29 protein-coding genes are annotated in these 26,089 nt (G+C 70.7%); 9 read left to right on the forward strand and 20 right to left on the reverse strand.

All coding sequences use genetic code 11. The annotated features are described in order from the left end of the window. Positions 1–73 precede the first annotated feature (73 nt). From AB0C26_RS05890 to rsmD, 3 genes are all read right to left on the reverse strand, one after another. Positions 74–571: a hypothetical protein gene (locus AB0C26_RS05890; RefSeq protein ID WP_097318369.1), complete on the reverse strand. Its 498-nt coding sequence runs from the start codon at positions 569–571 to the stop codon at positions 74–76. An 82-nt stretch (positions 572–653) separates the two neighbouring features. Continuing rightward, on the reverse strand, positions 654–1,133 hold the full coding sequence (gene coaD / locus AB0C26_RS05895; RefSeq protein ID WP_097318367.1) for a pantetheine-phosphate adenylyltransferase: 480 nt from the start codon (positions 1,131–1,133) through the stop codon (positions 654–656). Then, complete coding sequence (gene rsmD / locus AB0C26_RS05900; protein ID WP_360242127.1) at positions 1,130–1,693, reverse strand: 16S rRNA (guanine(966)-N(2))-methyltransferase RsmD; 564 nt, start codon at positions 1,691–1,693, stop codon at positions 1,130–1,132. The genes coaD and rsmD overlap by 4 nt, the downstream gene beginning before the upstream one ends. Before the next feature lie 355 nt (positions 1,694–2,048). Between rsmD and AB0C26_RS05905 the strand changes: the two genes are divergently transcribed. Further along, positions 2,049–3,218 (forward strand): LPXTG cell wall anchor domain-containing protein, encoded by a 1,170-nt coding sequence (locus AB0C26_RS05905; protein WP_360242130.1) that lies wholly within the window; start codon positions 2,049–2,051, stop codon positions 3,216–3,218. A 47-nt stretch (positions 3,219–3,265) separates the two neighbouring features. Here the strand turns inward: AB0C26_RS05905 and AB0C26_RS05910 are convergent, their stop codons facing one another. From AB0C26_RS05910 to AB0C26_RS05920, 3 genes are read right to left on the reverse strand one after another with little or no spacing between them, the layout of a single operon-like run. Further along, the gene (locus AB0C26_RS05910) at positions 3,266–3,607 is read right to left on the reverse strand and encodes a DUF952 domain-containing protein (protein ID WP_360242133.1); all 342 of its coding nucleotides are present in this window, start codon (positions 3,605–3,607) and stop codon (positions 3,266–3,268) included. After that, complete coding sequence (recG, locus tag AB0C26_RS05915; protein WP_360242136.1) at positions 3,604–5,784, reverse strand: ATP-dependent DNA helicase RecG; 2,181 nt, start codon at positions 5,782–5,784, stop codon at positions 3,604–3,606. The genes AB0C26_RS05910 and recG overlap by 4 nt, the downstream gene beginning before the upstream one ends. After that, positions 5,781–8,021, reverse strand: a complete 2,241-nt coding sequence (locus AB0C26_RS05920) for a DAK2 domain-containing protein (RefSeq protein ID WP_360242139.1) — start codon at positions 8,019–8,021, stop codon at positions 5,781–5,783. Before AB0C26_RS05920 ends, recG begins: the two co-directional genes overlap by 4 nt. Positions 8,022–8,178: 157 nt before the next feature. Here AB0C26_RS05920 and rpmB point away from each other — a divergent pair, with 157 nt between their 5' ends. After that, a complete protein-coding gene (rpmB, locus tag AB0C26_RS05925; protein ID WP_097318353.1) occupies positions 8,179–8,370 on the forward strand; it encodes a 50S ribosomal protein L28 in 192 nt (63 codons plus the stop codon). Between the two features lie 225 nt (positions 8,371–8,595). Here rpmB and AB0C26_RS05930 read toward each other — a convergent pair whose 3' ends face one another. Beyond that, complete coding sequence (locus AB0C26_RS05930) at positions 8,596–9,045, reverse strand: GNAT family N-acetyltransferase (protein WP_360243575.1); 450 nt, start codon at positions 9,043–9,045, stop codon at positions 8,596–8,598. Between the two features lie 67 nt (positions 9,046–9,112). Beyond that, on the reverse strand, positions 9,113–10,051 hold the full coding sequence (locus AB0C26_RS05935) for a thiamine-phosphate kinase (protein ID WP_360243577.1): 939 nt from the start codon (positions 10,049–10,051) through the stop codon (positions 9,113–9,115). A 76-nt stretch (positions 10,052–10,127) separates the two neighbouring features. On the opposite strand from AB0C26_RS05935, the gene AB0C26_RS05940 reads away from it, so the two are divergent. Together AB0C26_RS05940 and AB0C26_RS05945 are read left to right on the forward strand one after the other, a co-directional pair. Continuing rightward, entirely contained in the window at positions 10,128–10,361 is a 234-nt protein-coding gene (locus tag AB0C26_RS05940; protein ID WP_097318348.1) for an Lrp/AsnC ligand binding domain-containing protein, read from the forward strand. A 1-nt stretch (position 10,362) separates the two neighbouring features. After that, on the forward strand, positions 10,363–11,004 hold the full coding sequence (locus tag AB0C26_RS05945; protein WP_360242144.1) for a DUF3515 family protein: 642 nt from the start codon (positions 10,363–10,365) through the stop codon (positions 11,002–11,004). Here the strand turns inward: AB0C26_RS05945 and AB0C26_RS05950 are convergent. The 8 genes from AB0C26_RS05950 to AB0C26_RS05985 all read right to left on the reverse strand — a co-directional run bounded on the left by AB0C26_RS05950 (position 10,998) and on the right by AB0C26_RS05985 (position 17,452). Beyond that, on the reverse strand, positions 10,998–12,080 hold the full coding sequence (locus AB0C26_RS05950; RefSeq protein ID WP_360242147.1) for a D-alanine--D-alanine ligase family protein: 1,083 nt from the start codon (positions 12,078–12,080) through the stop codon (positions 10,998–11,000). The two genes, AB0C26_RS05945 and AB0C26_RS05950, sit on opposite strands and share 7 nt — an antisense overlap. 119 nt (positions 12,081–12,199) lie before the next feature. Beyond that, a complete protein-coding gene (locus AB0C26_RS05955) occupies positions 12,200–12,883 on the reverse strand; it encodes a hypothetical protein (protein WP_360242150.1) in 684 nt (227 codons plus the stop codon). Next, on the reverse strand, positions 12,880–13,758 hold the full coding sequence (locus AB0C26_RS05960) for an ABC transporter ATP-binding protein (protein WP_360242153.1): 879 nt from the start codon (positions 13,756–13,758) through the stop codon (positions 12,880–12,882). The genes AB0C26_RS05955 and AB0C26_RS05960 overlap by 4 nt, the downstream gene beginning before the upstream one ends. Then, positions 13,755–14,105, reverse strand: coding sequence for a GntR family transcriptional regulator (locus AB0C26_RS05965; RefSeq protein WP_360242156.1), 351 nt, complete (start codon positions 14,103–14,105; stop codon positions 13,755–13,757). The genes AB0C26_RS05960 and AB0C26_RS05965 overlap by 4 nt, the downstream gene beginning before the upstream one ends. Positions 14,106–14,192: 87 nt before the next feature. Beyond that, positions 14,193–14,555, reverse strand: coding sequence for a hypothetical protein (locus AB0C26_RS05970; RefSeq protein WP_360242159.1), 363 nt, complete (start codon positions 14,553–14,555; stop codon positions 14,193–14,195). Beyond that, complete coding sequence (locus tag AB0C26_RS05975; protein WP_360242162.1) at positions 14,552–15,652, reverse strand: cystathionine gamma-lyase; 1,101 nt, start codon at positions 15,650–15,652, stop codon at positions 14,552–14,554. The genes AB0C26_RS05970 and AB0C26_RS05975 overlap by 4 nt, the downstream gene beginning before the upstream one ends. A gap of 76 nt (positions 15,653–15,728) precedes the next feature. Then, on the reverse strand, positions 15,729–16,724 hold the full coding sequence (locus AB0C26_RS05980; protein WP_360242165.1) for an NAD(P)H-dependent glycerol-3-phosphate dehydrogenase: 996 nt from the start codon (positions 16,722–16,724) through the stop codon (positions 15,729–15,731). After that, entirely contained in the window at positions 16,721–17,452 is a 732-nt protein-coding gene (locus AB0C26_RS05985; protein ID WP_360242168.1) for a lysophospholipid acyltransferase family protein, read from the reverse strand. The genes AB0C26_RS05980 and AB0C26_RS05985 overlap by 4 nt, the downstream gene beginning before the upstream one ends. Before the next feature lie 121 nt (positions 17,453–17,573). Here AB0C26_RS05985 and cofC point away from each other — a divergent pair, with 121 nt between their 5' ends. From cofC to AB0C26_RS06005, 4 genes are read left to right on the forward strand one after another with little or no spacing between them, the layout of a single operon-like run. Beyond that, positions 17,574–18,209, forward strand: a complete 636-nt coding sequence (cofC, locus tag AB0C26_RS05990; protein WP_360242171.1) for a 2-phospho-L-lactate guanylyltransferase — start codon at positions 17,574–17,576, stop codon at positions 18,207–18,209. Between the two features lie 18 nt (positions 18,210–18,227). After that, the gene (locus AB0C26_RS05995) at positions 18,228–18,425 is read left to right on the forward strand and encodes a cold-shock protein (RefSeq protein ID WP_360242174.1); all 198 of its coding nucleotides are present in this window, start codon (positions 18,228–18,230) and stop codon (positions 18,423–18,425) included. Positions 18,426–18,468: 43 nt separating this feature from the next. Beyond that, on the forward strand, positions 18,469–20,685 hold the full coding sequence (locus AB0C26_RS06000; protein ID WP_360242177.1) for an RNA degradosome polyphosphate kinase: 2,217 nt from the start codon (positions 18,469–18,471) through the stop codon (positions 20,683–20,685). Beyond that, positions 20,685–21,566 (forward strand): NUDIX hydrolase, encoded by an 882-nt coding sequence (locus AB0C26_RS06005; RefSeq protein ID WP_360242180.1) that lies wholly within the window; start codon positions 20,685–20,687, stop codon positions 21,564–21,566. The genes AB0C26_RS06000 and AB0C26_RS06005 overlap by 1 nt, the downstream gene beginning before the upstream one ends. On the opposite strand, the gene AB0C26_RS06010 is transcribed toward AB0C26_RS06005, so the two are convergent. The 4 genes from AB0C26_RS06010 to leuC all read right to left on the reverse strand — a co-directional run bounded on the left by AB0C26_RS06010 (position 21,523) and on the right by leuC (position 25,167). Next, positions 21,523–21,954: a hypothetical protein gene (locus tag AB0C26_RS06010; protein WP_360242183.1), complete on the reverse strand. Its 432-nt coding sequence runs from the start codon at positions 21,952–21,954 to the stop codon at positions 21,523–21,525. The two genes, AB0C26_RS06005 and AB0C26_RS06010, sit on opposite strands and share 44 nt — an antisense overlap. Before the next feature lie 105 nt (positions 21,955–22,059). Then, positions 22,060–22,947, reverse strand: coding sequence for an HU family DNA-binding protein (locus AB0C26_RS06015; protein WP_360242186.1), 888 nt, complete (start codon positions 22,945–22,947; stop codon positions 22,060–22,062). Positions 22,948–23,125: 178 nt separating this feature from the next. Then, positions 23,126–23,713, reverse strand: coding sequence for a 3-isopropylmalate dehydratase small subunit (leuD, locus tag AB0C26_RS06020; RefSeq protein ID WP_360242189.1), 588 nt, complete (start codon positions 23,711–23,713; stop codon positions 23,126–23,128). A 14-nt stretch (positions 23,714–23,727) separates the two neighbouring features. Then, the gene (gene leuC / locus AB0C26_RS06025; protein WP_360242192.1) at positions 23,728–25,167 is read right to left on the reverse strand and encodes a 3-isopropylmalate dehydratase large subunit; all 1,440 of its coding nucleotides are present in this window, start codon (positions 25,165–25,167) and stop codon (positions 23,728–23,730) included. 49 nt (positions 25,168–25,216) lie between these two features. Here leuC and AB0C26_RS06030 point away from each other — a divergent pair, with 49 nt between their 5' ends. Next, positions 25,217–25,903, forward strand: a complete 687-nt coding sequence (locus AB0C26_RS06030) for an IclR family transcriptional regulator (RefSeq protein ID WP_023561932.1) — start codon at positions 25,217–25,219, stop codon at positions 25,901–25,903. Positions 25,904–26,089 lie beyond the last annotated feature (186 nt).

Consider the following 26,089-nt stretch of genomic DNA (forward strand, 5'->3'; position numbering starts at 1 on the left):
TGGGTAGGCCGACAGAAAAGGTTACCTGAGCTGCCGCCGTACCGTCGAATCCGGGGTTACCCCCGCGCAGGAGTTAGAACGGCAGCGGCCGTTCACTATCTTCCCCCTGGAAGTTGCCGATCTCGCGGAGGGCGTGCATTTTGTCACGTCCGCGCTCGATCGAGGCCAGCGCCCGGGTCAGGAACTGCTCGAAGTTGGCCAGGGCGGTGTCGACGTAGTCGTCGACCTCCTCACGCAGGCGCTGGGCCTCCGTACGGGCCTCGGCGATGATCCGGGCGCCCTCGTGCTCGGCCGACACCGTGATCTCGTTCACCGAGACGAGGCGGGCGTGTTCCGTCTCACCCTCGCTGATGATCCGGTCGGCCTCGCGCCGGCCGGCCTCGATGATCCGGTCCCGCTCCTCCAGCACGGCGGCCGCCTTGCGCAGCTCGCTGGGCAGCTCGGAGCGCAGCTCGTCGAGACGCTCGACCATCTCGTTGCGGTCGAACATGAAATTCGTCCGCGACATGGGCACGGAGCGTGATTCCTGTACGAGCTCGATGATCTCGTCGATACGGTCGAGCGGATCCACCGGTTCCTGCCTTTCCACGTGGTTCGCTCACGGTACTGCGTGGGTCACCGCGGAGGGACGCACCGGCGCGCCGATGCGTCCCTTAGTTCTGCTTGAGGCGCGTCACCAGACGCTCGCCGACGAAGTCCGGTACGTACGCCGAGGCGTCGCCACCCCACTTCACGACGTCCTTGACGAGACTCGACGACAGGAATGAGTACAGCGGGTTCGTCGGCATGAACAGTGTCTCGACGCCGGAGAGCCCGATGTTCATCTGCGCCATCTGCAACTCGTAATCGAAATCGCTGACCGCGCGCAGACCCTTGACAACCACCGCCGCGCCCTGGGCACGGCAGAAATCGACGAGAAGCCCGTGAAACGAGGCCACCCGGACGTTGGCGTACGAAGACGTCGCCTCGCGCAACATCTCGATGCGCTCTTCGATGGTGAACAGGCCGGTTTTCGACTGATTGATCAACACGCCGATGATCACTTCATCGAACAGCCGGCTGGCCCGCCCGACGATGTCGAGGTGGCCGTTGGTGACCGGATCGAAGGAGCCGGGACACACCGCTCGTCTCATGATCGGCGACCGTACCAAAGAGTGGTCTCCCCGTAACGCCTGCTGCGATCGGCGGTGATGCCGTCGACCCAGCTCATCGACGCGCCCCGGGTGGAACGCTCGATGGTCACCACCGCGTCCGGGGCCAGCCAGCCCAGCTCGGCCAGTGCCGTCTGCACCTCGGTCACCTCCTTGTCGGTCACCGCGTAGGGCGGGTCGGCGAAGACCACGTCGTACGGTCCTCCGTCCGGCGGCGAACCCAGGACCTGCGCGACCTTGCCGGTGACGAGCCGGGCGGCGCCACCCAGGCGCAGCGCGACGATGTTGTCCCGGATCGTCCGGGCCGCGCGGCCGTCCGCCTCGACCAGAAGCGCGTGCGCGGCGCCGCGCGAGATCGCCTCCAGGCCGACCGCGCCCGAGCCGGCATATAGATCAAGAAATCGAACGCCGGAAAGATCGATCATCGAATCGAGCGCGCTGAAATACGCCTCGCGCACACGGTCCGATGTGGGCCGGGTTCCCGCGCCGGCGGGCGCGGACAGACGCCGGCCGCCGTGCGCGCCGGCGATGATCCGGGTCATGACGCCTCACGCGATTCTGCGATGAACACGCATCGGAAACTACTTGACTACTTACTCATTGTGTCCTGCGAGTGAACAAATGCGCAGAGCATCACCACGCTCAGCGCCGAGGCAAATTCCCTCAGTTAAGGGAAGATCACGAATCTGCAACAACACCCTTAGGATCCTCTGAGGGATTTCCTAGATAGGCATTAGTGACTATGGTCAGGCGCTGTTGCAGGCGTCCTCCACCGGACGCCGGCCGACGACGTGGGGAGGCGTTGTCGCAGGCCATCGCCCATTCTCCATCTCGGTGACGGCTCGCCGCTTCCTTGCGCACACCCCTGAACGTTTTTCCCCAGTTACAGGAGTAGGCGTGAACCTGCTGAAGTCCAAGCTGCGGCGTTCCACCGCCGTGGTCGCTGGAACGCTCATCGGCCTCGCCGGTGTCGCGTTCTTCGCCTCGCCCGCCAGCGCGCACCACAGCGTGGTCAAGGGCACCCCCACGTGTGACACCGCCACCGGCGACTGGACCGTCAACTGGTCCGTCGACGCCGTCGGCGTCTACAAGGAGCAGCCGTTCAAGCTGGCTGAGGTCAAGGTGACGCCGGAAGGCACCATCGACGGCATCAAGGAGACCGGGGGCCTCGACTTCCCGTTCAAGAGCGGCGAGCCGATCCTGGGTACGCAGAAGGTCGCCGCCGGCACCAAGTCCGTCACCCTGGCCGTCAAGGCCATGTGGAAAGAGAAGAACGGCGAGTGGTGGGCCGAGCAGACGCCGTCCACCGGCACCGTGACCTTCGACGACACCTGCACCAAGGACGCCCCGAAGCCGGACGCGCAGCTCGCCTCCAGCTGTGACGGCGTGACCGTGACGCTGTCCAACGGCAAGGACGCCAAGAAGGACGCCGAGTTCACCGTCGTCGGCACCGACTTCAAGAAGGACGTCACGGTCAAGGCCGGCGAGGAGCCGGTCACCGTTTCGATCCCGGCCAAGAACGCCGGCAAGGTCGTCGTCACCGAGAAGAGCAGCGACAAGCCGGTTCTCGTCGGCAAGTGGGAGCAGCCCAAGGACTGCCAGCAGCCCGAGGACGACTTCGAGGGCGCCTACCAGGTCACCTGTGACTCGCTGATCTTCCAGGTCGACAACTCGAAGGGTAAGACCACCATCGAGGTCACCTTCACCCCGAACAAGGGCGCGGCTCAGACCATCACCGCCAAGCCGGGCGAGACCAAGAAGGTCACCTTCAAGGGCGAGAAGGGTCTCGAGGTCACCCCGAAGTTCAAGGGTGAGGAGTTCGAGGCGATCAAGTGGGACTCCGAGGAGAAGCCGGCCGAGTGCAACAGCGCCTCGCCGAGCCCGTCCGCCAGCGCCACCACCTCCCCCGCCCCGGCCCCCGGCCAGGGTGGCGGCGATGACGAGGAGACCCTGCCGCTGACCGGTGCCGCCGCCGGTGGCATCGCGGCCGGTGCGGCTGCTCTGCTCGCCGCGGGCGCCGTGCTCTTCATCCTGGCGCGTCGTCGCAAGGTGAAGTTCACCGCCTGATAGCAGCTTGACGAAAAAGCGCCCCGGCTTCGGCCGGGGCGCTTTTGTCATATCCGGGGCGGCAGGAACGACCCGTCCGGTTCCGGGAGGTACGGGTGGACGGCCACCACGGCGGCGACCGGCAACGCCGCGTACAGATGGGGGAAGAGCTCTCCGTCCGGCTTGGGCGGATCACCCTGTTCCCAGGTCACCGGCACGGGCAGCCGGTCCTCGTCGATCTCCAGCAGGACGAGGTCGCGCCGGCCGTGGAACAGGAAGTTGGCCGGGCCGCTGACCTGCGCGGCCGTCGAGCAGTGGATGTAGCCCTGCCGGGCCAGCGTGTCACCCTCGTACGTCCCCGCCCGGACCGCCTCGTCCCAGGCGGCGCGGGAGCAGATGTGCAGAATCATCCCTTCTCCAGGTACTCGGCCCGCTCCTCGTCGACGAACGCGGCCACCGAGGCGGCCAGAGCAGGGTATTTGGACAGGCTGGGATCGTCGCCGACCAGCTCGGCCGCCTCGGCCCGGGCGTCGGTGATCAGCTTGGTGTCGCGCAGCAGCGACAGCAGCCGCAGATGCGAATGCTTGCCGGACTGCGAGGCGCCCAGCACGTCGCCCTCGCGGCGCTGCTCCAGGTCGATCTCGGAAAGCTTGAAGCCGTCAGTGGTGGACGCCACCGCGTCCAGCCGCTCGCGGGCCGCCGTGCCCTCCACCGACTCGGTGACCAGCAGGCAGATGCCGGCGGCGGAACCCCGGCCGACCCGCCCGCGCAGCTGGTGGAGCTGGGAGACGCCGAACCGGTCGGCGTCCATGATCACCATGACTGTCGCGTTCGGCACGTCCACGCCGACCTCGATCACCGTGGTCGCCACCAGCACGTCCAGGTCACCGGCGGCGAAACGGCGCATCACCGCGTCCTTCTCGTCGGCCGGCAGCTTGCCGTGCAGCACCCCGATCCGCAGGCCGCGCAGCGGGCCCTCCTCGAGGATCGGCGCCACCTCCATCACGGCCAGGGGCGGGCGGCGCGCCGGCTCGTTGTCGCCCGGCGGCTCCTCCTCCTCGGTGCCGTCGGTGCCGATGCGCGGGCATACCACGTACGCCTGGTGTCCGGCCTGGACCTCCTCGCGCAGCCGGCGCCAGGCCCGGTCGAGGAAGGCCGGCTTCTCGGGCGGCACCACATGCGAGGCGATCGGCGAACGGCCCCGCGGCAACTGCGACAACACCGACGTCTCGAGATCGCCGTAGACGGTCATGGCGACCGTGCGCGGGATCGGCGTCGCGGTCATCACCAGCACGTGCGGCGGGGTGGCGGCCTTGGCCCGCAGCGCGTCACGCTGCTCGACCCCGAACCGGTGCTGCTCGTCGACGACCACCAGTCCGAGATCGCGGAACTCGACACCCTCGTACAGCAAAGCGTGTGTGCCCACGACGATGCCGGCCGTGCCGTCGGCCACCTTGGCCAGCGCGTTCCTCTTGGCGACGGCGCCGAGCGAGCCGGTGACCAGGGTGAGCTGGGTGCCGGCCGGATCGCCGTCGATCTCACCGGCCCGGCCGAGCGCGCCCAGCTGCGCGCTGATCCCGCGGAAATGCTGGGTGGCCAGGACCTCGGTCGGCGCCAGCAGGGCGGCCTGGCCGCCGGCGTCGACGACCTGGAGCATCGCCCGTACGGAGACGAGGGTCTTGCCCGAACCGACCTCGCCCTGCAGGAGCCGGTGCATCGGGTGCGCCTGGCCCAGGTCGGCGGCGATCTCCTCGCCGACGCTGCGCTGGCCGTCGGTCAGCTCGTACGGCAGGCCGGCGTCGAACTTGGCCAGAATGCCGCCGTCCTTGCGGGGCCGGGCCCGTCCCGGCGACTCCGCGGCCTTCTTCCGGCGCTGCGCCAGGGTCACCTGAACGGCGAAGGCCTCGTCCCACTTGAGGCGGTACTTCGCGACCTGCAGCGCCTCCTGCGACGTGGGGCGGTGGATCTCGTGCAGCGCCTTGCCGATGCCGATCAGGTTGCGGTTGGCCCGCACCGGAGCCGGCAGCGGATCGGGCGGCGCCTCGAACGTGTCCAGCAACGTCCGCACACACTTGGCGATCACCCAGGTCGGCACGGCCTGCGCGGCCGGATAGACCGGGATCAGCGCCCCCGCGAACTCCTCGATCTCCTCGGCCGCCTCGTCCTGCGTGGCGTCGGCGCTGAGCAGCTGGTACGCCGGGCCGTTGAGCTGCCGCTTGCCCCGGAAGTCGGTCACCTTGCCCGCGAACAGTCCCCAGCGCCCCTTGCGCAGCTCCCGCTCGCGCCACGCCTGGTTGAAGAAGGTGCAGGTCAGGGTGGCGCCGGAGCCGTCGCCGATGGTGACCTCGAGCATGTTGCCGCGGCGCTGCCGCATCGGCTTGACGGCGATGCCCTGCACCTGGGCCAGCAGGGTGACCTGCTCCCCGATCTGCAGGCCGCGCATGTCGGTGTGCTCGCCGCGCTCGTCGTAGCGGCGCGGGAAGTGGTAGACGAGATCCCCGGCGGTGTGCAACTCGAGGTGGTCGGCGAGGGCCTTGGCCGTCTTGGCGCCGAGGACCTTCTCCAGCGGGGTGTCGATGGTGGTCATTCCACTCCAACCAGCAGGTGATAGCGGGGTTGCCCGCCGGCGTAGCTCTGCACCTCGACAAAAGGCCAGGCCCGGGTGACGTACGCCCGTAGCTTGCCCTCGAGGCCGTCCGGGGCGTCCGCGCCGAGCACGAGGGTGGCCATCTCGCCGCCACCGCCGAGCATGCGGTCGAGCAGCTGAAGACCGACGGCGGCGACATCGTCACCGATCACGTGCACCTCCCCGTCGACCAGCCCCAGCAGGTCACCGGCCCGGCACGGCCCGGCCACGGTGAGCGAGTCACGCTGGGCGGTGCAGACCTCGCCGTACCGGCAGGCGCCGGCCGCCTCGGCCATGGCGATGACATCGTCGGCGAAGGACCGGCCCGGATCCCGTACGGCGAGAGCGGCCAGCGCCTGCACCGGCGACCGGGTGGGCACGACACTGACCCGGAATCCGTTGCTCTCGGCCTCCCGGGCGGCGGAGACGGCGACAGCGTGGGTGTTGGCGTCGTTGGGCAGCAGAACGACACACCGGGCCCCGGAGGCGGCGATGGCCTCGAGCATCTCCCGGGTCGACGGATTACGCCCGACGACGGTGGCCCCTTCGGCCTCGAAGAGCGAGGTGAGCCCGTCCCCGGCGGCGACGACGACGGCCCCGCGCCCGCTGGCGGGCCGCTCGGCCTCACCGGGCCCGTGCCCACTGTCGTCCAGCGGCGTGACACTGATCCGATGTGGCCGCCCGGCCTCGACACCGGCTTCGACAGCGGGCCCGATCCCGGCCGCGCCGACATGGACGTGCACGTTCCAGGTCTGCGAACCATCGCCGCCACTGCCGACGACGACAAGCGAGTCACCGAGGGCGTCCAGCACCCGCCGCAGCCGGTCGACCGCCACCGGTTCGGCCTCGAGCAGATATTGCACCTCGAACCCGAAGCCGCCCTCCGCTCCAGCCCCGCGGCCGGAGTCGGCGCTGCTCGCCGAGAACGCCCGCCCCGTCTGCCGCGTCAGGTCGGATGCGAGGGCGCCATCGGACTCGAACGCCGACCCGCCCGGCCCGGCTCCCGGCGTGCCCACTGACCGGGGACCAGGCAAAGAGCCACCGCTGGAGGAAGGGCCGCCGCCGGGCGCAGAGCCACCGCCGACGGAGGGACCGCCGCCGGGCGAAGGGGCGCCGCTGGAGGAAGGGCCGCCGCCGGGCGAAGAGCCACCGCCGACGGAGGGGCCGCCGCCGGGCGAAGGGGCGCCGCTGGAGGAAGGGCCGGTGCTTGGGGACGGGCTGTCGGTGAGGGCGGGCTTGGTGTTCGGTTCGGCGAGTTCGTCGTCGTGTGGGGCCGTGGCTGGGGTCAGAACCTCGACCAGGGCGTCGAGCAAGAGGCAGAGGCCGCGGCCGCCGGCGTCGACGACGCCGGCCCGGGCCAGGGCGGGGAGCTGCTGTGGAGTACGGGCCAGGGCCTCGGAGGCGGCGCGGGCGGCGGCCCGGGCCACCGCCAGCAGGTCGTCGGACTTGATCCGGGCGGCGGCCTCGGCCGCGGCGGCCACCACGGAGAGGACGGTGCCCTCGACCGGACGGGCCACGGCCGCGTAGGCCGCCTCGGAAGCGGACCGCAGAGCCCGCGCCAGCTCGGCGCCACGCACGGCGGCCGACGCGGCGAGGCTGTCGGCCATGCCCCGCAGGATCTGCGAGACGATCACCCCGGAGTTGCCCCGCGCCCCCAGCAGCGCACCCCTGGCCATCAGCCGCATGGCCCGCGCCAGCGGCGTGCTGTCCGCCGTCCCGCCCAAGCCGGCCGGCGTGCCCTCCACCACCCCGGTCAAGGCAGCCGGCGTGCCCCCCATCGCCCCGGCCAGGCCGGTAGGCGTCTCGGCCAGGCCGGTAGGCGTCTCGGCCAGGCCGGTAGGCGTCTCGGCCAGGCCTGAAGGCGACTCGGTCAGGGCGGGAGGCGACTCGGTCAGGGTGGGAGCCGTCTCAGTCAGGCCGGGAGGCGTCTCAGTCAGGCCGGGAGGCGTCTCCGTCCGGGGAGCCGGTGCGCCGCTCGGGGTGGCCGCGGACCTCGCCGTCTCAGTGGCCTCGGGGACCTCGCTCGCCTCCAGGGCCTCGTGGGCCGAGGTGAGGGTGAGCACCAGGTTGGTGCCGGTGTCGCCGTCGGGCACCGGGTAGACGTTCAGCTCGTCTATCTCGCGCTGGTGTGCTCTCAGCGCTCGGAGGCCGACGCCGCACCAGCGGCGAACGGCGGCGGCGTCCAGGGTCTCGAGCACGCGAAAATCGTACTAACCACCTCTGACAATTGCCGGGTCGCCGCGAGTGGCCAGGACCGATTCGCCGACTCGCCCGGGCATCATGTAACCTTGCCGGGTTGCCTGCGGCCATGCTCGCTGGGCGCCTTCAGTTTTCGTTTCGACCCAGGAGTTACCCGTGGCTAGCGTGTGCGACGTCTGTGGCAAGGGACCGGGCTTCGGCCACAACGTGTCCCACTCGCACCGGCGGACCAACCGCCGCTGGAACCCGAACATCCAGTCTGTGCGCACCCCCGCCGGTGGTGGCACGACCCGCAAGGTCAAGGCCTGCACGTCGTGCATCAAGGCCGGCAAGGTCACTCGCGCCTGACCTGAGTTCGTCCACCAGCCCTTCGGCCAACCGGCCGGAGGGCTGGTTATCTTTGCCCGGACCGTCGCGCGGAAGGGCGTGGCTGCGCGGACGGGCGGCGTGGCGTGGACGGGCGGCGCGGTGTGGCGAGGCGTAGCGCGGACGGGCGGCGGCTCGGCGTAAAGATGCGGCGGTGCGGAAGGGTCGGGAAGGCCGCCCGGCGCCGGGGCGCCGGGCGGGTGGAGCTCAGAGAGGCTTCGCGAAGGACAGGACGCCCTCCTCGCCGGCGTAGTAGCCGAAGTCTTCGATGCGGGTGTAACCGGCCGACTCGTACAGGCCGATCGCCTCGGGCTGTTTGTCGCCTGTCTCCAGGATGACGCGGGGGCAGCCGGCCTCGCGGGCCGACTCCTCGACCTTGGCCAGCAGGCGGCGGCCCAGGCCCCGGCCTCGGGCCGCCTTCGCCGTGAACATGCGTTTGAGCTCGGCGTCCTCGCCGTGGCGGCGCCAGCCGGCGCACCCCACCAGCTTCTCGCCGTCGTCGGCCACGAAGAAGTCGCCGTTCGGCGGGAGGAACTCGGCCGCGTCGACGGGGGTGTCGTCGCCGCTGCCGCCGTAGCGGTCCGCCAGCTCTCGCATCACGTCGACGAGCAGCAGGCGGACCACGGGCTCGGCGAGCTCGGCCCGCCTGATCTTGATCTCTGGCACGACGACAACACTAATCAGGGACGCCCGATGGTGGCCGCCAGCGTGTCGTGGGCCACCGTCAGCGGAAGTGGTCCCAGCCGAGCGGACCGGTCCACGGCTTCTGGTCGACCGTGACGCCGGTGCCCTCGTGGACCCGTCCGATCGGGCGCCAGCCGTCCGGCAGCGGCACCTCGGCCGGGAAGGTCGCCGCCAGGGCGTGATCGTCGCCACCGGCCAGCAGCCACTGCATGGGGTCGACGCCCAGGGCCTGTGCCGCGTCGCGCATCTGGTCGGGAACCTCGAAGGCGCTGGTGTGGATGTCCAGGCCGACGATGCTGGCCTGGGCGATGTGGCCGATGTCCTGGAGGAGGCCGTCCGAGATGTCGATCATCGAGGTGGCGCCGGCGCGGGCGGCCGCGGGGCCGGCCGCGTACGGCACCGCGGGGCGGCGGTAGGCCTCGACCAGGGCCTTCGGCGTACGGAATCCGCGGGAGAGCACCGTGTAGCCGGCCGCCGCGTGGCCCACCCGGCCGGCCAGCGCGATGACGTCACCCGGCTGGGCGCCGCTTCTGACCACGGGCGCCTGGCCGGCCAGGTTGCCCAGGGCCGTGACGGCGATGGTCAGGGTCGGGCTGGACGACATGTCACCGCCGACGACACCGGCCCCGACCAGGGAGGCTTCGGCCGACAGGCCGGTGGCCAGGTCTTCGGCCCAGGCGATGTCCATATCGGGCGTAGCGCAGAGTGCGACCAGCAGCGCGGTCGGTGTCGCGCCCATCGCGGCGATGTCGGCCAGGTTGGCCGCGGCGGCCCGGTGGCCGACGTCGGTGGCGCTCGACCAGTCCCGCCGGAAGTGCCGGCCCTCGACAAGGACATCGGTGGATGCCACTATCCGACCGTCGGGAGCGGCCACGATCGCGCTGTCGTCGCCCGGACCGAGCAGCGTCGTCGGGCCGGTCTCGAGCCGCGCGACCACTCGGGCGATGAGCCCGAACTCGCCGGCCTCGGCAATGCTCACGTGTACGGCCTTTCGTTGCTGGGTCACTACGGTAGTTTCACGTTCGGGTTACGGCGGTGGGGAATGGAGTCAGAGCGTGGTCCAGGCATACATCCTGATCCAAACCGAGGTCGGTAAGGCCCATGACGTGGCCGCCGCGATCGGCAAAATACCCGGCGTGGTCCGAGTCGACGCGGTCACCGGGCCGTACGACGTGGTCGTGCTGGCCGAGGCGCACACGGTCGACGACCTCGGCAGCCTCATTGTGAGCAAAGTCCAGTACGTTCCGGGCATCATGCGGACGCTGACCTGCTCCGTGGTAAACCTCTGACATGGTTGACGTGGAGAACCCCCCGGTCAAGAAGCCGGATCCGGCGGCCCGGGGCGCGGCACTGTGGGCCACGCTCATCGCCGTACCCGTGGCTCTGATCGTGGGTCTCCTGGTCTTCTGGAAGATCGCGCCGGACGGTGACCCGAAGGCCGCCGAGCCGGCCGCCAGCGCGTCCACCCCGGTCGCGGTGCCGTCGACTCCGGTGCGGATGGACGCGCCGAAGCTGGACGCCCGTACGGCCCAGGTCTGCCTGGCGGTGACCTCGCAGCTGCCCGCCGACGTCCGCGGCCTGCCCCAGCGCAAGGTGAGCGCCGGCCCGGAGCAGAACGCGGCGTACGGGGAACCGGCCATCACCGTCGCGTGTGGCCTGCCCCAGCCGACCATGTGCGAGCGGGTCGACGGCGGCCACCCGGGCTGCGTGCCGCTGGACGCCACCATGCTGAAGATGAACGGCGTCTGCTGGTACGCGCAGGACCTGCCGGCGACCGACGTCTTCACCACGATGGACCGTGAGGTTCCGGTGCGGGTCCAGGTGCCCGGCAGCTACGAGCAGACCGGGCAGTGGGCCAACGAGTTCTCGGACGCCGTGGTCCAGACGGTGAAGTCGAAGACCGCCGGCGTCCCCACGGGCTGCAATCAGTGAAGGCCGGTGCCGCGGCGTAGCGCGGTGCGGACCAGGCGGTCGACCACCTTGGGGTACTCGAGCCCGGTGGCCGCCCACATGAGCGGGAACATCGAGGTCGGCGTCATGCCCGGCATCGTGTTGATCTCGTTCAGGTAGATCTGGTGGTCGGCGGTGACGAAGAAGTCGACGCGGGCCAGGCCGGCGCAGTCGAGCGCGGTGAAGGTGCGCCGCGCGTAGTCCTGGACCTGGCGGGTGACCTCGTCCGGCAGGGTGGCCGGCAGGTCGTAGCCGCCGCCGGTGATGTATTTCGTCTCGAAGTCGTACCAGTCGTTGTCGCCGACGTGGATCTCGGCCAGCAGCGAGGCGTCCGGCGCGCCGCCGGCCTCGCTCTCGAGCACCCCGCACTCGATCTCGCGGCCGACGATCGCGGCCTCGACGAGCACCTTGGGGTCGATCCGCCGGGCCGTGGCGACGGCGTCGTCCAGGTCGGCCCAGTCGCTGACCTTGGTGATGCCGTGCGACGAGCCGGCCCGGGACGGCTTCACGAAGACGGGCAGGCCCAGGCGCTCCTTGTCGGCCTCCGACAACGAGACGCCCGCGCGCAGCACCGCGTACGGCCCGACGGGGATGCCCTCGACGGCCGCCAGCTTCTTGGTGAACTCTTTGTCCATGGCCGCGGCCGAGGCGAAGACGTTGGCGCCCACGTACGGCAGGCCGGCCATCTCGAGCAGGCCCTGGATGGTGCCGTCCTCGCCGTAGGCCCCGTGCAGCACCGGGAAGACGACGTCGACCCCGGCCAGCGAGGAGACGCCGTCGGCCGCGTCGCGGACGATCAGCTCGGACTCGGCCAGGACCACGGAAGCGCCGCTGGCCGCGGTGATCTCCGGGAGCTTGCGGTCGGTGATCGCCAGTGTGGCGGGATCGTCGCCGGCCAGCACCCACTGGCCCGAGCGGGTGATGCCGACCGGGACCACCTCGTACTGATCCGCATCCAGCGCGCCCAGAATCGCTCCGGCGCTCACGCAGGAGATCGCGTGCTCGGTGCTGCGACCGCCGAACACGATCGCGACTCGGGTCTTCCGAGGGGTCGTCACTTCTCTTCGGGCCTCTCGCTAGCGGGCTTGCCGGGGGTGACCCTACTCTGCGTGAGCCACCGCCGGGATCCGCCGGTACGGCGCGAACTCGCAGTTCATCAGGCCTTTACGGCGCGTAGTCAGCCGGAGGTCCGCCGGATCGGGGTGTCCCGCATGACGCCGTACACCACGAGGAATCCGGCCACGAGCACGGTGAGCGTGATGACCAGCGCCGGCCCGTACGGAAGCCGGTGCGGGGTCTCGCCGAACTGGTCGAAGCGGACCAGGTTGTCGGCGACGGCGAGGGGGATCGCGCCGGGGATGATCAGGGGCACACCGATCCACGGGTTCCACCGGTAGAAGCCGGCCGTGACGAGCATGCCGGTCACCATGTACGCCATCGAGCCCGGCAGGAGATGGCCGAACTCCGCGAGAGCGCCGTCGAGGGTGAAGACCGGATAGGTGGCTCCGCGCAGGTCGAGCGCGCCCAGCAGCGTGCTCTCGATGGCGTGCCCCACGGTGACCAGGGCCGCGAAGAGCGCGGTCAGCGCGACCGCGAACATCGCCAGGCCGCCCAGGAACTCGCCGCGGGTGATGCCGTTGGCCACGAACAGCTTCAGATGCAGGCTGATCACGAGGATGCCGGCGACCAGCGGCCAGTACTTGATGGCGGCGCCGGCCATGACGATCCAGAAGCTGAACCTGTTCGGGCCGACCGCCTGGTCGATGACGACCAGTCCGATCACCTCGACGGCCAGCATGATGCCCCAGAAGATGAGCAGGATCGGCCGGTAGAGCCGGAACAGCGTGCCGAACACGGTCATCGCGACGCCTCCAGCGGCTGCGAGGTGAGGTGGACGAACAGGTCCTGGATGCCGATCGGGCCGAAGCTGAGCCCGGCCGCCTCGCCGCGCTCGATGTCGTCGGCCCCGAAGCGGCCGTCGAGGGTGACGGCGCGCACGCCGCCGAGGTTCTGCTCGCCGAGGACGGTGTGCCCGGCGGTGAAGGCGGTGACGGCCTCGGCCGGGCCGGTCACGGTGACGCCGCGGCCGCGCAGGGCGTCGGTCTCGTCGTGCACGATGACCCGGCCGCGGTCCATGATGACCACCCGCTCGAACAGGTCGGCGACCTCCTCGATGAGGTGGGTGGAGAGGATGATAGTGCGCGGGTGCCGGAGGTAGTCGTCCAGCAGTTCGCGGTAGAACAGGGTGCGCGCCACCGCGTCCATGCCGAGGTAGGACTCGTCCAGGATGGTCAGCGGGGTGCGCGCGGCCAGCCCGAGCACCACGCCGAAGGCGGAGCGCTGGCCGCGGGAGAGCGCCGAGACCCGCTTGCGGGGCTTCAGATCGAAGACCTCGATCAGGTGCGCGGCGTACGAGGCGTCCCACGTGGGCCGCAGGCGGCCGGCCAGATCGAGCGCCGCCTGGAGGCGGTCGGAGTCGCTCAGGTCGAGCGTGTCGCGGACGAAGCAGGTGCGGCGGGCCACGCGCGGGTTCTCGAAGGCCTCCTCGCCGTCGATCCGGACGAAACCGGAGGACGGCTTGCGGTACGAGGCGATCGCGCTCAGCAGGCTCGTCTTGCCGGAGCCGTTGCGGCCGAGCAGGCCGTAGATCTTGCCGCCGTCCAGGTCGAGGTCGACGCTGTCGACGGCCACGGTCCCGCCGTACCGGACGGTGAGGTCGCGTATCTCGATGCTCACTTCTCCCCCAGGTGCTTGACGATCTCGTCGACGCTGATGCCGATCCGTTTCGCCTCGTCGAGCATCGGGGCGACCACCTCGGCGAAGAACCGCTCGCGCCGCTCGGCGCGGAGCCGGGCCCGGGCGTCGGGACTGACGAACATGCCGATCCCGCGCCGTTTGTAGAGCACGCCCTCGTCGACGAGCTGGGCGAAGCCCTTCGCCGCGGTGGCGGGGTTGATCCGGTAGAACGCCGCGTACTGGTTGGTCGACATCACCTGCTGCTCCTCCTCGAGGCTGCCGCTGAGGATGTCGTTCTTGATGCCCTCGGCGATCTGGAGGTAGATCGGGCTGCGGTCGTGGAACACGCGCCGAGCCTCCCTACTTCAGTGGTTCATTACTCATGTAACGAACCATAGACGTACGGAGCAAAGGTCTTCAATAGATTTCTCGACCTAGGCCGCGAAGGTCTGCGGCAGCACGCCGGAGTCCCAGAGGCGGTCCAGGTGGGCCAAAAAGCCGGTCAGGCTGCGCTCCAGGTCGCGGCGCTCGGCCTCCGGCAGCACGGCCAGCGGGTCGCTGAGGACCAGGCCCTCCGGGTGCTTGGCCCGGGTACCGACGAACTTCCGGCAGCCCGAGCACCACACGTAGCTGACCAGGGTCGGGCGGCGGGCGCCGGCGGGCGCGGTGAAGTACGCCCGCAGGCGGCGCTCCCCGCAGGCCGGGCAGTCCCGCTCGCCCGGCTCCGCGAAGAAGCTCGCCCCCTGGGTCAGCGACGCGACCTGGTCACCGGAGAAGCCGCTCCAGGTCACGCTCACGCCTCGTCCAGCGCCGCCGTCAGATCGGCCAGCAGGTCGGCGGTGTCCTCGATCCCGCAGGAGAACCGCACGAAGCCCGGCGACGTGTCGTCGCCCCACTGGGCGCGCCGGTCGGCCGTGCTGTGCACGCCGCCGAACGAGGTGGCCGCGAAGACCAGCCCAGAGGCGGCCAGGAACCGGGCCACCCGGGCCTCGTCGCCGAGGTCGAACGAGACCACGCCGGGGATCCGGCGCATCTGCCGCCGGGCCACCGGGTACGACGGGTCGCCCTCCAGGCCGGGCCAGCGCACCCCGGTCACGTCGTCGCGCGAGGCCAGGAACGCGGCCACCGCGGCCGCGTTCTGGGTCTGCCGGGCCAGCCGCAGGTCGAGCGTGGCGATCGAGCGGTGGGCCAGCCACGCGTCGAACGCGCCCGGCACGGCGCCGGTTTGCTTGCGCCAGGTCTCCACCTTGTCGTGCAGCGCGTCGTCGTTCGTCGACACGTAGCCCAGCAGGACATCGGAGTGGCCGGTCAGCGCCTTGGTACCGGAGGCGACGACGAGGTCGGCCCCGAGCGCCAGCGGCGTCTGCCCGAGCGGCGTGGCCGTCGTGTTGTCCACCGCGACCAGCGCGCCCGCCTCGTGCGCGGCCCGCGACAGGGCTTCGATGTCGCAGACGTCGAGGCCGGGGTTGGCCGGGGTTTCCAGCAGGACCAGCCGGACGCCCTCGAAGCTCGGGTAGGGCCCAGCGGTCGGCACGAGCACCGTCTTCACGCCGAGGTCGCGCAGCGTGCCCTCGGCGAACGCCCGGACGGTGAAGTAGCCGTCCGACGGCAGGGCCACGGTGTCGCCGGTGCGCAGCACCGACAGCATCAGCGCCGTGATGGCGGCCTGGCCGCTGGAGAAGACCAGCGTCCGGCCACCCTCGAGCTCGCCGATGGCCGACTCGAGGTTGCGCCGGGTCGGGTGCTGGGTGCGGGCGTAGTCGTTCTGGCCCGGCCCGGTCTCCGGGTCGAGGTGGTAGGGCGCGGCGAACACCGGCCCGGGCAGAAAGGGCTCACCGACAGCGGGCTCGGGAAGCCCAGCGTGCACAGCGCGTGTCCCATCTGAATAGCTCATACCAATTCTCCGCCTCGCTCCGAATCGGCATGAGGCACAACAGCACTGAGCTGGCTGATTCGCTCGCTGCGCTCGCTCATTCCGGCTTCATCTCCCGGCCCATCAGCAGTTTCACGGCGACCCGCGGGTCGGCCCCTTCGTGGCAGACCTTCTCGACCTGCTCGGTGATCGGCATCTCCACGCCGTGCGCCCGCGCCAGGTCGCGGATCGCCAGACAGCTCTTCACGCCCTCGGCGGTCTGCCGGGCGGCCGCCTGGGCCTGCTCCAGCGTCTTGCCGAGACCGAGCTGCTCACCGAACGTACGGTTGCGCGACAGCGGGGACGAGCAGGTCGCGACCAGGTCACCCAGACCGGCGAGGCCGGCGAAGGTCAGCGGGTCGGCGCCCAGCGCCGCGCCCAGCCGGGCCGTCTCGGCCAGCCCCCGGGTGATCAGCGACGCCCGGGTGTTGTCGCCCAGGCCCATGGCGGCCGCCATCCCGTAGGCCAGCGCGATCACGTTCTTGACGGCGCCGCCCAGCTCGCAGCCGATCAGGTCCTCGCTCGTGTACGGGCGCAGGTACGGCAGGGCCATCGCGTGCTGCACGGCCCGGCAGCGTTCGGCGTCGGTGCCGGCGACCACGGTGGCGGCCGGCTGCTCGGCGGCGATCTCGGGCGCCAGGTTGGGACCGGAGACCACCACCACCCGGTCCTGCTCGACGTGGGCGGTCTCGACGATGACCTGGCTCATCCGCTTGGTCGTGCCGAGCTCGATGCCCTTCATCAGCGACACGATGGTCGAGCCGGGCTCGAAGGCGCCGGCCCACTCGGCCAGGTTGCCGCGCAGCGTCTGCGACGGCACCGCGATGGCCACCAGTTCGGCCCCGGCCACCGCCTCGGCCAGCTCAGTGGTCGCGGAGATGCGCTCGGGCAGCTTGATGCCGGGCAGCGCGCCCTCGTTGACGTGACTGTCCCGGATCGAGGTGGCGACCGCGTCGCGCCGGGCCCACATCGTCACCTCGGCGCCCGCCTCGGCCAGCACCTTGGCGAAGGCGGTGCCCCAGGCGCCCGATCCGATGACCGCGGCCCGGGTCATGCGCTCTCCTCCGACGTGATGGCGTTCTTCTTCGGGCGCTCGTACAGCGCCGCCGGCGGCTGCTCGTGGCGCAGCGTGCCCAGCAGCGCGCTGATGTCGCGCATGATGTGCTCGGTCATCTCCTCGAGCACCGGCCGCGACGGCGTCGCGCCGGCCCAGCGGCTCAGATCGACCGGGTCGCCGGCGGTCACGGTCACCCGGCGCCGCGGGCGCAGGCTGAGCTTGCCGGTCCGCGGGTCGAAGATCTCGTGGGCGCCCCAGTTGGCCATCGGGATCACCTGGGCCCCGGTGACCAGGGCCAGCCGGGCGGCGCCGGTCTTGCCGCGCATCGGCCACAGCTCGGGGTCGCGGGTGGTCGTGCCCTCGGGGTAGATGACCACGACGCCGTTCTGGTTCAGGGCGTCGATGAGCACGTCGAGCGACTTCACGGCCTCGACGCTGCCGCGCTCGACCGGGATCTGCTTGACCTTGCGCAGGAACGGGCCCATCACCGGCACCCGCCACAGGCTGGCCTTGCCGAGGAACTGCGGCCACCGGCCGGCGCCGTAGATGTAGTGCGCGACCACGAGCGGATCGAAGTGCGACACGTGGTTGGGGACGAGGATCACGCCGCCCGTCTTCGGGATCTTCTCCATGTCGAGCCAGGTCCGCTTGGTCCAGACCTTGAGCACGGGAATCACCAGCACGGCCGCGAACCGCCGCCAGAATCCGAGCCTGCGGTGCGCCACGGCCCCTCCTACCTGCTGTGCGGCGTGTCCCCGCCGCGTCTCAAATACGAAATCATGCCCGCTCGAAGCCTGCGGTACCAGGTAGGGGTCCTTACCGCCGCCGGCTGGCACACTTGGCCGAATGGGTGGGGACTGGACGGCGATCATGCCGGTCAAGCGGCTGCACGCGGCCAAGAGCCGGTTGCGCGGCGCGGTTCCGCTGTCCCGGCACGCCGATCTGGCGCTCGCCATGGTGCTCGACACAGCGACCGCGGTGATCTCCGTGTGCGATCTGATCGTTGTGACCGACGACCCAGTGACCGCGACGGCCGTCACAGAGCTGGGCGCGCGAGTGGTGCCCGATCTCCCGGGCGCCGGGCTGAACGAGGCCATGCGGTACGGCGCCGACGAGGTCACCGGGCTCGGCCGGCGCCGGGCGGTGCTCGCCGGTGATCTTCCGGCCCTGCGCCCGGCCGAGTTCGACGCGGCATTGAGCGCCGTCGGCGACCGGGCTTTCGTGGCCGACGCCGCGGGCACCGGCACCGTGCTCCTGGGCGCCGCTGCGGGCGTACACCTCAATCCGCTCTTCGGAATCGGCTCGGCGCGGGCCCACGCCGAGTCGGGTGCGCGGGCCCTCGAGGGCGATTGGCCGGGCCTGCGGCAGGACGTCGACACCCCGGCCGACCTGGCCACCGTCCTCGCCCTGGGCGCCGGGAGGCACACCTGCGCCCTCCTGCGTGATCTGGGACTCAAGGTGGCCTGCGTCCCGGCCGCCTGAGGCGGTAGCGTCGAGGCCATGCAGGGGACGATCGCGACCTTCGACGCCGGCGACCGCAGCGGCACGCTTCTTCTGGACGACGGGACTGAGCTGGCCTTCGGCGCGCCCGCGTTCGACGGTTCCGGCCTGCGCAAGCTCCGGCTCGGTCAACGGGTCGACGTGGAGCGTGATCCGGGCGGCATTGTCCGTCAGGTGAGAATCCCCGGCATCGTCTAGGCAGCGCGTTTCACGTTCCGCCGAAAGCGGCAATGATGGAGCGATGCAGACCCCGCCCCGGACCCCGGAAAGCCGTCGGCGTGGCCCGAACGGCCGTTTCCTCCCGCGATCGGCCGAGCAGAAGACAACGGAGCAACTCGTGACCGCCAGCACCGAACCCGTCGAGGCGCCCGAGCAGGACCGCCCGGAACTGCCCGAGGACCGCTTCCTCAACCGCGAGCTGTCGTGGCTCGATTTCAACTCGCGCGTGCTGACGCTGGCCGAGGAGCCGAAGACGCCGCTGCTGGAGCGGGCCAAGTTCCTGGCCATCTTCGCCAGCAACCTCGACGAGTTCTACATGGTCCGGGTGGCCGGGCTCAAGCGCCGTCTCAGCGCCGGCCTGCCGATGCGCGGCGGCGACCGCAGCTCGCTGCGCAACCAGCTCGAGATGATCTCGCAGCGGGTGGCCGACCTGGTGACCCGTCAGGCCGCCTGCTTCGCCGACGAGGTCCGTCCCAAGCTGTCGGCCGAGGGCATCGAGCTGGTCTCCTGGAGCGAGCTCGACGCGCCCGAGCGCGAGCGTCTGCGCACGTACTTCCGCGAGCAGATCTTCCCGGTGCTGACCCCGCTGGCGGTCGACCCGGCGCACCCGTTCCCGTACATCTCGAGCCGTTCGCTCAACCTCGCGGTCGCCCTGCGTGACCCGGACGACGCCAACGCCGAGCTGTTCGCCCGGATCAAGGTGCCGAACAACGTGCCGCGCTTCGTCACCGTGCAGAACGACAGCCGGGGCGTGCGCTTCCTGCCCGTCGAGGAACTGGTGGCGGTCCACCTCGACCAGCTCTTCCCTGGCATGCAGGTGCTCGAGTGGCACCTGTTCCGGGTCACCCGCAACGCCGAGCTCGAGGTCGACGAGGACCGCGACGAGGACCTGCTGCAGGCCCTGGAGCGCGAGCTGGCCCAGCGCCGCTTCGGCCCGCCGGTCCGGCTCGAGGTGGCCGCCTCGATCAGCGACCACGTGCTCGAACTGCTCGTGCGCGAGCTCGACATGGACAGCGAGGACGTGCAGCGGGTGCCCGGCCTGCTCGACCTGTCGGCGCTGTGGCAGGTGTTCGGCGAGAGCGACCGCGACGACCTCAAGGACCGCCCGTTCGTCCCGGCCACCCACCCGCAGCTGGCCGACGGCGAGGTGCCGCGCAGCGTCTTCAACCGGCTGCGCGAGAGCGACATCCTGGTCCACCACCCGTACCACTCGTTCTCCACCAGCGTGCAGCGCTTCATCGAGCAGGCCGCGGCCGACCCCAACGTGCTCGCCATCAAGCAGACGCTCTACCGCACCTCGGGCGACTCGCCGATCGTCGACGCGCTGGTTGACGCGGCCGCCGCCGGCAAGCAGGTGGTGGTGCTGGTCGAGGTGAAGGCCCGCTTCGACGAGGTGGCCAACATCGCCTGGGCCCGGACGCTGGAGCGGGCCGGCTGCCACGTCGTCTACGGCCTGGTCGGCCTGAAGACCCACTGCAAGACCGCTTTGGTGGTACGCCAGGAGGGGAACCAGATCCGGCGCTACTGCCACATCGGCACGGGCAACTACCACCCCAAGACCGCCCGGCTGTACGAGGACTTCGGCATGCTCACCGCCGATCCCGAGGTCGGCGCCGACGTCACCGACCTGTTCAACGTGCTGACCGGTTACAGCCGCCAGCGCAAGTACCGCCGCCTGCTGGTGGCGCCGCACGGCGTGCGCTCCGGCCTCATCGAGCGGATCGAGGAGCAGGCCCGCATCGCCCGCGAGGGCGGTGAGGCGCTGGTGCAGATCAAGGTGAACTCGCTGGTCGACGAGGAGAGCATCGACGCGCTCTACCGGGCCTCACAGGACGGTGTGAAGGTCGACCTGATCATCCGGGGCATGTGCGCGCTGCGGCCCGGCGTGCCCGGCCTCTCCGAGAACATCCGGGTCCGCTCGATCGTCGGCCGTTTCCTGGAACACTCGCGGGTCTTCCGGTTCGGTGTCGGCGACGACGCGGAGTACTGGATCGGCTCGGCCGACCTGATGCACCGCAACCTCGACCGTCGCGTCGAGGCGCTGGTCAAGGTGGTCAAGCCGAGCGCCCGCGAGGAGCTGCGGTACGTGCTGGAGCTGTCGATGGACGACACCACCGAGGGCTTCGACCTGCACGGCGACGGCACGTGGCACCGCAACCCGGCCAGCCAGGCCGAGACGAGCATGCACCTGCAGGAGGCGCTGCTGCGCCGCGTCGACAAGAAGACGAAGGCGGTCTGATGCCGGAGCCGATCCGCGCCGCCGGCGGGGTGCTGTACCGCCGGGCCGGCGACGGCCTCGAGGTCTGCCTGGTGCACCGCCCCCGGTACGACGACTGGGCTCTGCCCAAGGGCCACCTCGACAAGGGCGAGCCGGCGATGCTGGGCGCGATCCGCGAGGTGCTGGAGGAGACCGGCCGGCGGGGCCGTCCCGAGCTGGCCCTGCCCCGCGTGGAATACGACCTGCCCGACGGCCGCCCCAAGACGGTGGACTACTGGCTGATGGCGGTCACCGGCGACGAGGCCCCGGTCCAGGACACCGACGAGGTGGACCAGATCGCGTGGCTGCCGCTGGCCGAGGCGGCGGCCCGGGTCAGCTACGGCGACGAGCGCGCCCTGCTCGACCACGTGGCCACCCTGCCGCCGGTCACCGCCGTGGCGGTGCTGGTCCGGCACGCGCACGCCGGCGAGCGCAAGAAGTGGAACGGCAACGACGCCCTGCGCCCGATCGACCCCGTCGGGCAGACCCAGGCCCGGCGCATCGCCGAGCTGGTGGCGCCGCTCGCACCGGAACGGCTGGTGGCGGCGACGCCGCTGCGGTGCAAGCAAACCCTGGAACCGCTCGCGGCCGCGCTCGGCGGCAAGCCGATCGTGATGGACGGCGGTTTCGCCGAGCCGTCCGACGCCGACGAGGCGCCGGCCAAAGCCAAACTGGCCGCCCAGCGCCTGTCCGATCTGCGATCCGGCGGCCTGGTCATGGTCTGCAGCCAGGGCAAGCTGATCCCGGGACTGCTGGCCACGCTGGCCGACGCGGCCGATCCGGCGCCCTACAAGACGGCCAAGGGCGACGGCTGGCTGCTCACCTGGTCCGGCGACCGGCTGCTGGGGCTGTCGCGGCTCTGATTTTCGAGGGCGGGCGGGTGTCCGCCCGCCAGAGGCCGAGCCGGTCGCCGGTGAGCCAGCGGGCCCGCCACAGCTCGTCCGCGCGCGGCTCCCAGTCGCGATAGGGCAGCAGCGCGACCCGCCAGCTCAACACACAGACGAGATACCAGTTGTAGACGGGGATCAACCCCAGAAAGGCGTCCCGGGGCCGGTACGAGGCCCACGGGGCCAGCAAACGCACGGCCAGGCCGGCCCAGGCGCCGGTGACGACCCAGTCGAGCAGGCCCGAGCCGGTCCAGCGCTCGGCCAGCCCGCCCAGCGTCCAGCCCGGCACGACGGCGGCCACGAACAGCCACGCCGCGATCAGCGACCGTCCCACCAGCCCGCGCGGCGACGCTCTGCGCTCCATGACCGGACGGTAGGCACAGTGGCCGCTTCCGCGCCGGGACACAGAAAAAGCGTCCACCGTACGGGTGGACGCCTTCTCGGCGGTGCGTGCTTCGGCTCAGGGGCCTCAGCTGGTCTTGCGGGCGCGCGGCGCGCGGGCGCGGGACGGGGTCTCCGCCGCGGCCGCGGTCGTCGTCTTGCGGGCGGTCGTCTTCTTGGCCGCGGCGGTCTTCGTCGCGGTGGCAGCCTTCTTGGCGGGGGCGGCCTTGGTCGCGGCGGTCTTCTTCGCCGCGGTCGCCTTGGTGGCGGTGGCCTTGGTCGCAGTCGCCTTGGTGGCAGTCGCCTTGGTAGCGGTCGCCTTGGTAGCGGCCGCCTTGGTGGCAGTGGACTTCGCCGGCGCCGCCTTGGTCGCCGTCGCCTTGGTGGCGGCGGTCTTGGCGGGCGCGGCCTTGGTGGCCGTCGTCTTCTTGGCGGCGGCCGTCTTGGTCGCGGCCGTCGTCGTCTTGGCCGGGGCCGCCTTGGTGGCGGCGGTCTTCTTGGCTGCCGTCGCCTTGGTGGCGGTGGCCTTGGTGGCAGTCGCCTTCGTCGCGGTGGCCTTGGTGGCCGTCGCCTTGGTGGCGGTCGTCTTCGCCGGGGTGGCGGTGGTCTTCGCCGGGGTGGCCTTCGTGGCGGCAGCCGCCTTCGTGGCGGTCGCCTTGGTGGCGGTGGCCTTCTTGGCCGGGGCCGCGGGCTTCGCGACCTTTCCGCTCGCCACCATCTCGCGGAAGGCGGTGCCAGGCTTGAAGGCCGGCACCGATGTTTTCTTCACTTTCACCGGTTCGCCGGTGCGAGGATTGCGGGCCGTACGCGCATTGCGTGCCCGCTTCTCGAAGACGCCGAAGCCGGTGATGGCAACCCGGTCGCCCTTGGTGACGGCGTTCTCCACCTCGCTGATGACCGCGTCGAGCGCCGCCGTCGCGGTTTTCCGGTCACCTAGCCGGGCGGCCAGTGCCTCGATAAGCTCGGCCTTGTTCACGATTTTCCTCCCGAACGTGAGAAGTGGCCCAATGCGAGCCATTCTGCGCGCACCGTATGCCCTCTGACCAGCAGACACAAACATTAGTGTCAAAAAAACCCTTGTGTTACAACGAAATCGCCCCCACCGGGGATGCGGTGGAGGCGAGATTTCGTGCCAGGACAGGGATTTTCGTTGCTCAGGCGACGACCGGCTTGAAGGCGGGACGCTTCTTCTCGTACGCCGTGATGAGCTCTTCGTGGCGCAGCGTCAGTCCGATGTCGTCGAGGCCTTCCATAAGCCTCCACCTGCTGAAATCGTCGATCGGGAACGACCAGGAGGCGTCGTCCACGCGCACCTGACGGGCGCCGAGGTCGACCGTGATCTGCTTCTCCGGCTCGCTCTCACCGAGGTCCCAGAGGGCTTCCACGGCTTTCTGATCGAGCTGGACCGGCAGCAGACCCTCCTTCAGAGCATTCCCCCGGAAGATATCGCCGAAGCGGGCCGCGATGACCACCTTGAAGCCCCAGTCGCGTAGCGCCCAGACCGCGTGCTGACGCGAGGATCCGGTGCCGAAGTTGGGTCCGGCGACCAGGATCGTGGCCCCGGCGTGGGCCGGATTGTTGAGCACGAAGGAGGGGTCGTCCTTCCACGCGCTGAACAGACCGTCCTCGAAACCGGTCCGGGTGACCCGCTTCAGATAGACCGCCGGGATGATCTGATCGGTGTCCACATCGGAGCGGCGCAGCGGCATGACCTTGCCGCTGTGGGTGACGAACTTGTCCATGTCTTTCTCCGGTCTCAGAGGTCGGCGGGGGCGGCCAGCTTGCCGACCACGGCGGTGGCGGCGGCGACCTGCGGCGAGACCAGGTGCGTACGGCCGCCCTTGCCCTGCCGTCCCTCGAAGTTGCGGTTGGAGGTCGAAGCGGCGCGCTGGCCCGGGCTGAGCGTGTCCGGGTTCATGCCCAGGCACATGGAACAGCCCGCGAACCGCCACTCGGCGCCGGCCTCGGTGAAGACCTTGTCCAGCCCCTCGGCCTCGGCCGCCTCGCGCACCTTGTACGACCCCGGCACGATCATCATGCGGACGCCGTCGTGCACCTTGTGGCCGCGGATGACGTCGGCCGCCGCGCGCAGGTCCTCGATCCGGCCGTTGGTGCAGGAGCCGACGAAGACCACGTCGACCGGAACGTCCTTGAACGGCGTGCCCGGCGCGAGATCCATGTATTCCAGGGCCCGGCGGGCGGCGTTGCGGTCGGTCTCCTCGATGAACTCGTCGGGGTCCGGAACCACGCTGTCGAGCGGGGCGCCCTGACCGGGGTTGGTGCCCCAGGTGATGAACGGGCTGATCGCCGACGCGTCCAGGATGATCTCGGTGTCGTACTCGGCGCCCTCGTCGGTGACGAGCGTGCGCCAGTACTCGACGGCGGCGTCCCACTGCTCGCCCTGAGGCGCGTGCTCGCGGCCCTTCAGGTACGCGAACGTGGTGTCGTCGGGCGCGATCATGCCGGCCTTGGCGCCCCACTCGATGCTCATGTTGCAGATGGTCATCCGGCCCTCCATGGAGAGCTTGCGGATGGCCTCACCGCGGTACTCCACGATGTGGCCGTTGCCGCCGCCGGTGCCGGTCTGCGTGATGAGGGCGAGGATCAGATCCTTGGCGCTGACCCCCGGGCCGAGCTCGCCGACGACCGTGACGGCCATCGTCTTCGGCTTCGCCTGCGGCAGCGTCTGGGTGGCCAGCACGTGCTCGACCTCACTGGTGCCGATGCCGAAGGCCAGCGCGCCGAACGCGCCGTGGGTGGCGGTGTGCGAGTCGCCACAGACGATGGTCGTGCCCGGCTGGGTGAGACCGAGCTGCGGCCCGATCACGTGGACGATGCCCTGGTTGATGTCGCCCAGCGGGCGGATCTGCACGCCGAACTCGGCGCAGTTCTTGCGCAGCGTCTCGATCTGCGTCCGCGAGGTGGTGTCGGCGATGGTGAAAAGCTCGCCGCGCTTGGTGTTGAACGCCGGGTCGGCATAGCCGGTCGGCGTGTTGTGGTCCTCGGTCGCGAGCGTGAGATCGGTGCGTCGAACCTGACGACCGGCCATGCGCAGGCCGTCGAAGGCCTGCGGGCTGGTCACCTCGTGCAAGAGGTGCAGGTCGATGTAGAGCAGATCAGGCTCACCCTCGGCAGCACGCACGACATGGTCGTCCCAGACCTTTTCGGCCAGGGTCCTCGGAGTGACTCCCACCATCTGGACATCCTAAATTCTGGGAGGTATGTTTCGGCTTGTGGGACACAGTATGAGCGGTGTCGGCGTTCTCGACAAGGCGGTCGTCATCTTGGCGGCCTGTGTCGACGGCGCCAGCCTGGCGGAACTCGTCGACCGAACGAAGCTGCCCCGGGCGACCGCACATCGCCTGGCCCAGGCCCTGGAGATCCACCGGATGCTGGTGCGCGACACCCAGGGCCGGTGGCGTCCCGGCCCCCGCCTGGGCGAGCTGGCCAACGCCGCCCCGGACGTGCTGCTGACCGCGGCCGAACCTCTGCTTTCCGCATTGCGGGACGCGACCGGGGAGAGCGCGCAGCTCTACTTGCGCCGTGCGGACGAACGCATCTGCGTGGCCGCCGCCGAACGCGCCAGCGGCCTGCGCGACACGGTCCCGGTGGGCTCGGTACTGCCGATGGTGGCCGGTTCGGCGGCCCAGATCCTGCTGGCGTGGGAGCCGCCCGAGGCGGTCATGCCGCTGCTGCCCCGCTGCAAGTTCACCGGCCGCACCCTGGCCGAGGTCCGCCGCCGCGGCTGGGCTCAGAGCGTCGCCGAACGCGAGCCCGGCGTGGCCAGCGTCTCGGCCCCGATCCGCGACCGCACGGGGCGGGTCATCGCGTCCATCTCGATAAGCGGTCCGATCGAACGCCTCGGACGCCGCCCCGGAGAGCGGCACGCGATGGCGGTCGTCCGCGCGGGGCAACGCCTTTCCGGCCTCTGACACCCGACGCGACCGGGCGGGGCGACTCGTTGTCCCGCTTTCCCTCCGCGGTCACGCCTACTCGCGTCGCCTACGCCCGTCGTGCCGACCCGCCTACGCGCGGCGCCGGACGCCTGTAGTGCCCAACCCGCCTACGCGCGCCGCCCGGACGCCTGTCAGGCCCAACCGGCCTGCGCTCGCGGTCTC

Origin of the sequence: Actinoplanes sp. NPDC048796 (assembly GCF_040650035.1) — a bacterium.
GTDB lineage: Bacteria > Actinomycetota > Actinomycetes > Mycobacteriales > Micromonosporaceae > Actinoplanes.

Bases quoted from the DNA above. Each gene is read 5' to 3' on its own strand.
- AB0C26_RS06030 (WP_023561932.1), top strand. From the start codon at position 25,217: ATGAGCGGTGTCGGCGTTCTCGACAAGGCGGTCGTCATCTTGGCGGCC.
- AB0C26_RS05975 (WP_360242162.1), bottom strand. From the start codon at position 15,652: ATGAGCTATTCAGATGGGACACGCGCTGTGCACGCTGGGCTTCCCGAG.
- rsmD (WP_360242127.1), bottom strand. From the start codon at position 1,693: ATGACCCGGATCATCGCCGGCGCGCACGGCGGCCGGCGTCTGTCCGCG.
- AB0C26_RS05995 (WP_360242174.1), top strand. From the start codon at position 18,228: ATGCAGGGGACGATCGCGACCTTCGACGCCGGCGACCGCAGCGGCACG.
- AB0C26_RS06000 (WP_360242177.1), top strand. From the start codon at position 18,469: ATGCAGACCCCGCCCCGGACCCCGGAAAGCCGTCGGCGTGGCCCGAAC.
- AB0C26_RS06005 (WP_360242180.1), top strand. From the start codon at position 20,685: ATGCCGGAGCCGATCCGCGCCGCCGGCGGGGTGCTGTACCGCCGGGCC.
- recG (WP_360242136.1), bottom strand. From the start codon at position 5,784: ATGACCACCATCGACACCCCGCTGGAGAAGGTCCTCGGCGCCAAGACG.
- AB0C26_RS05910 (WP_360242133.1), bottom strand. From the start codon at position 3,607: ATGATTCTGCACATCTGCTCCCGCGCCGCCTGGGACGAGGCGGTCCGG.
- leuD (WP_360242189.1), bottom strand. From the start codon at position 23,713: ATGGACAAGTTCGTCACCCACAGCGGCAAGGTCATGCCGCTGCGCCGC.
- AB0C26_RS05980 (WP_360242165.1), bottom strand. From the start codon at position 16,724: ATGACCCGGGCCGCGGTCATCGGATCGGGCGCCTGGGGCACCGCCTTC.
- leuC (WP_360242192.1), bottom strand. From the start codon at position 25,167: ATGGTGGGAGTCACTCCGAGGACCCTGGCCGAAAAGGTCTGGGACGAC.
- cofC (WP_360242171.1), top strand. From the start codon at position 17,574: ATGGGTGGGGACTGGACGGCGATCATGCCGGTCAAGCGGCTGCACGCG.
- AB0C26_RS05945 (WP_360242144.1), top strand. From the start codon at position 10,363: ATGGTTGACGTGGAGAACCCCCCGGTCAAGAAGCCGGATCCGGCGGCC.
- coaD (WP_097318367.1), bottom strand. From the start codon at position 1,133: ATGAGACGAGCGGTGTGTCCCGGCTCCTTCGATCCGGTCACCAACGGC.
- AB0C26_RS06010 (WP_360242183.1), bottom strand. From the start codon at position 21,954: ATGGAGCGCAGAGCGTCGCCGCGCGGGCTGGTGGGACGGTCGCTGATC.
- AB0C26_RS05955 (WP_360242150.1), bottom strand. From the start codon at position 12,883: ATGACCGTGTTCGGCACGCTGTTCCGGCTCTACCGGCCGATCCTGCTC.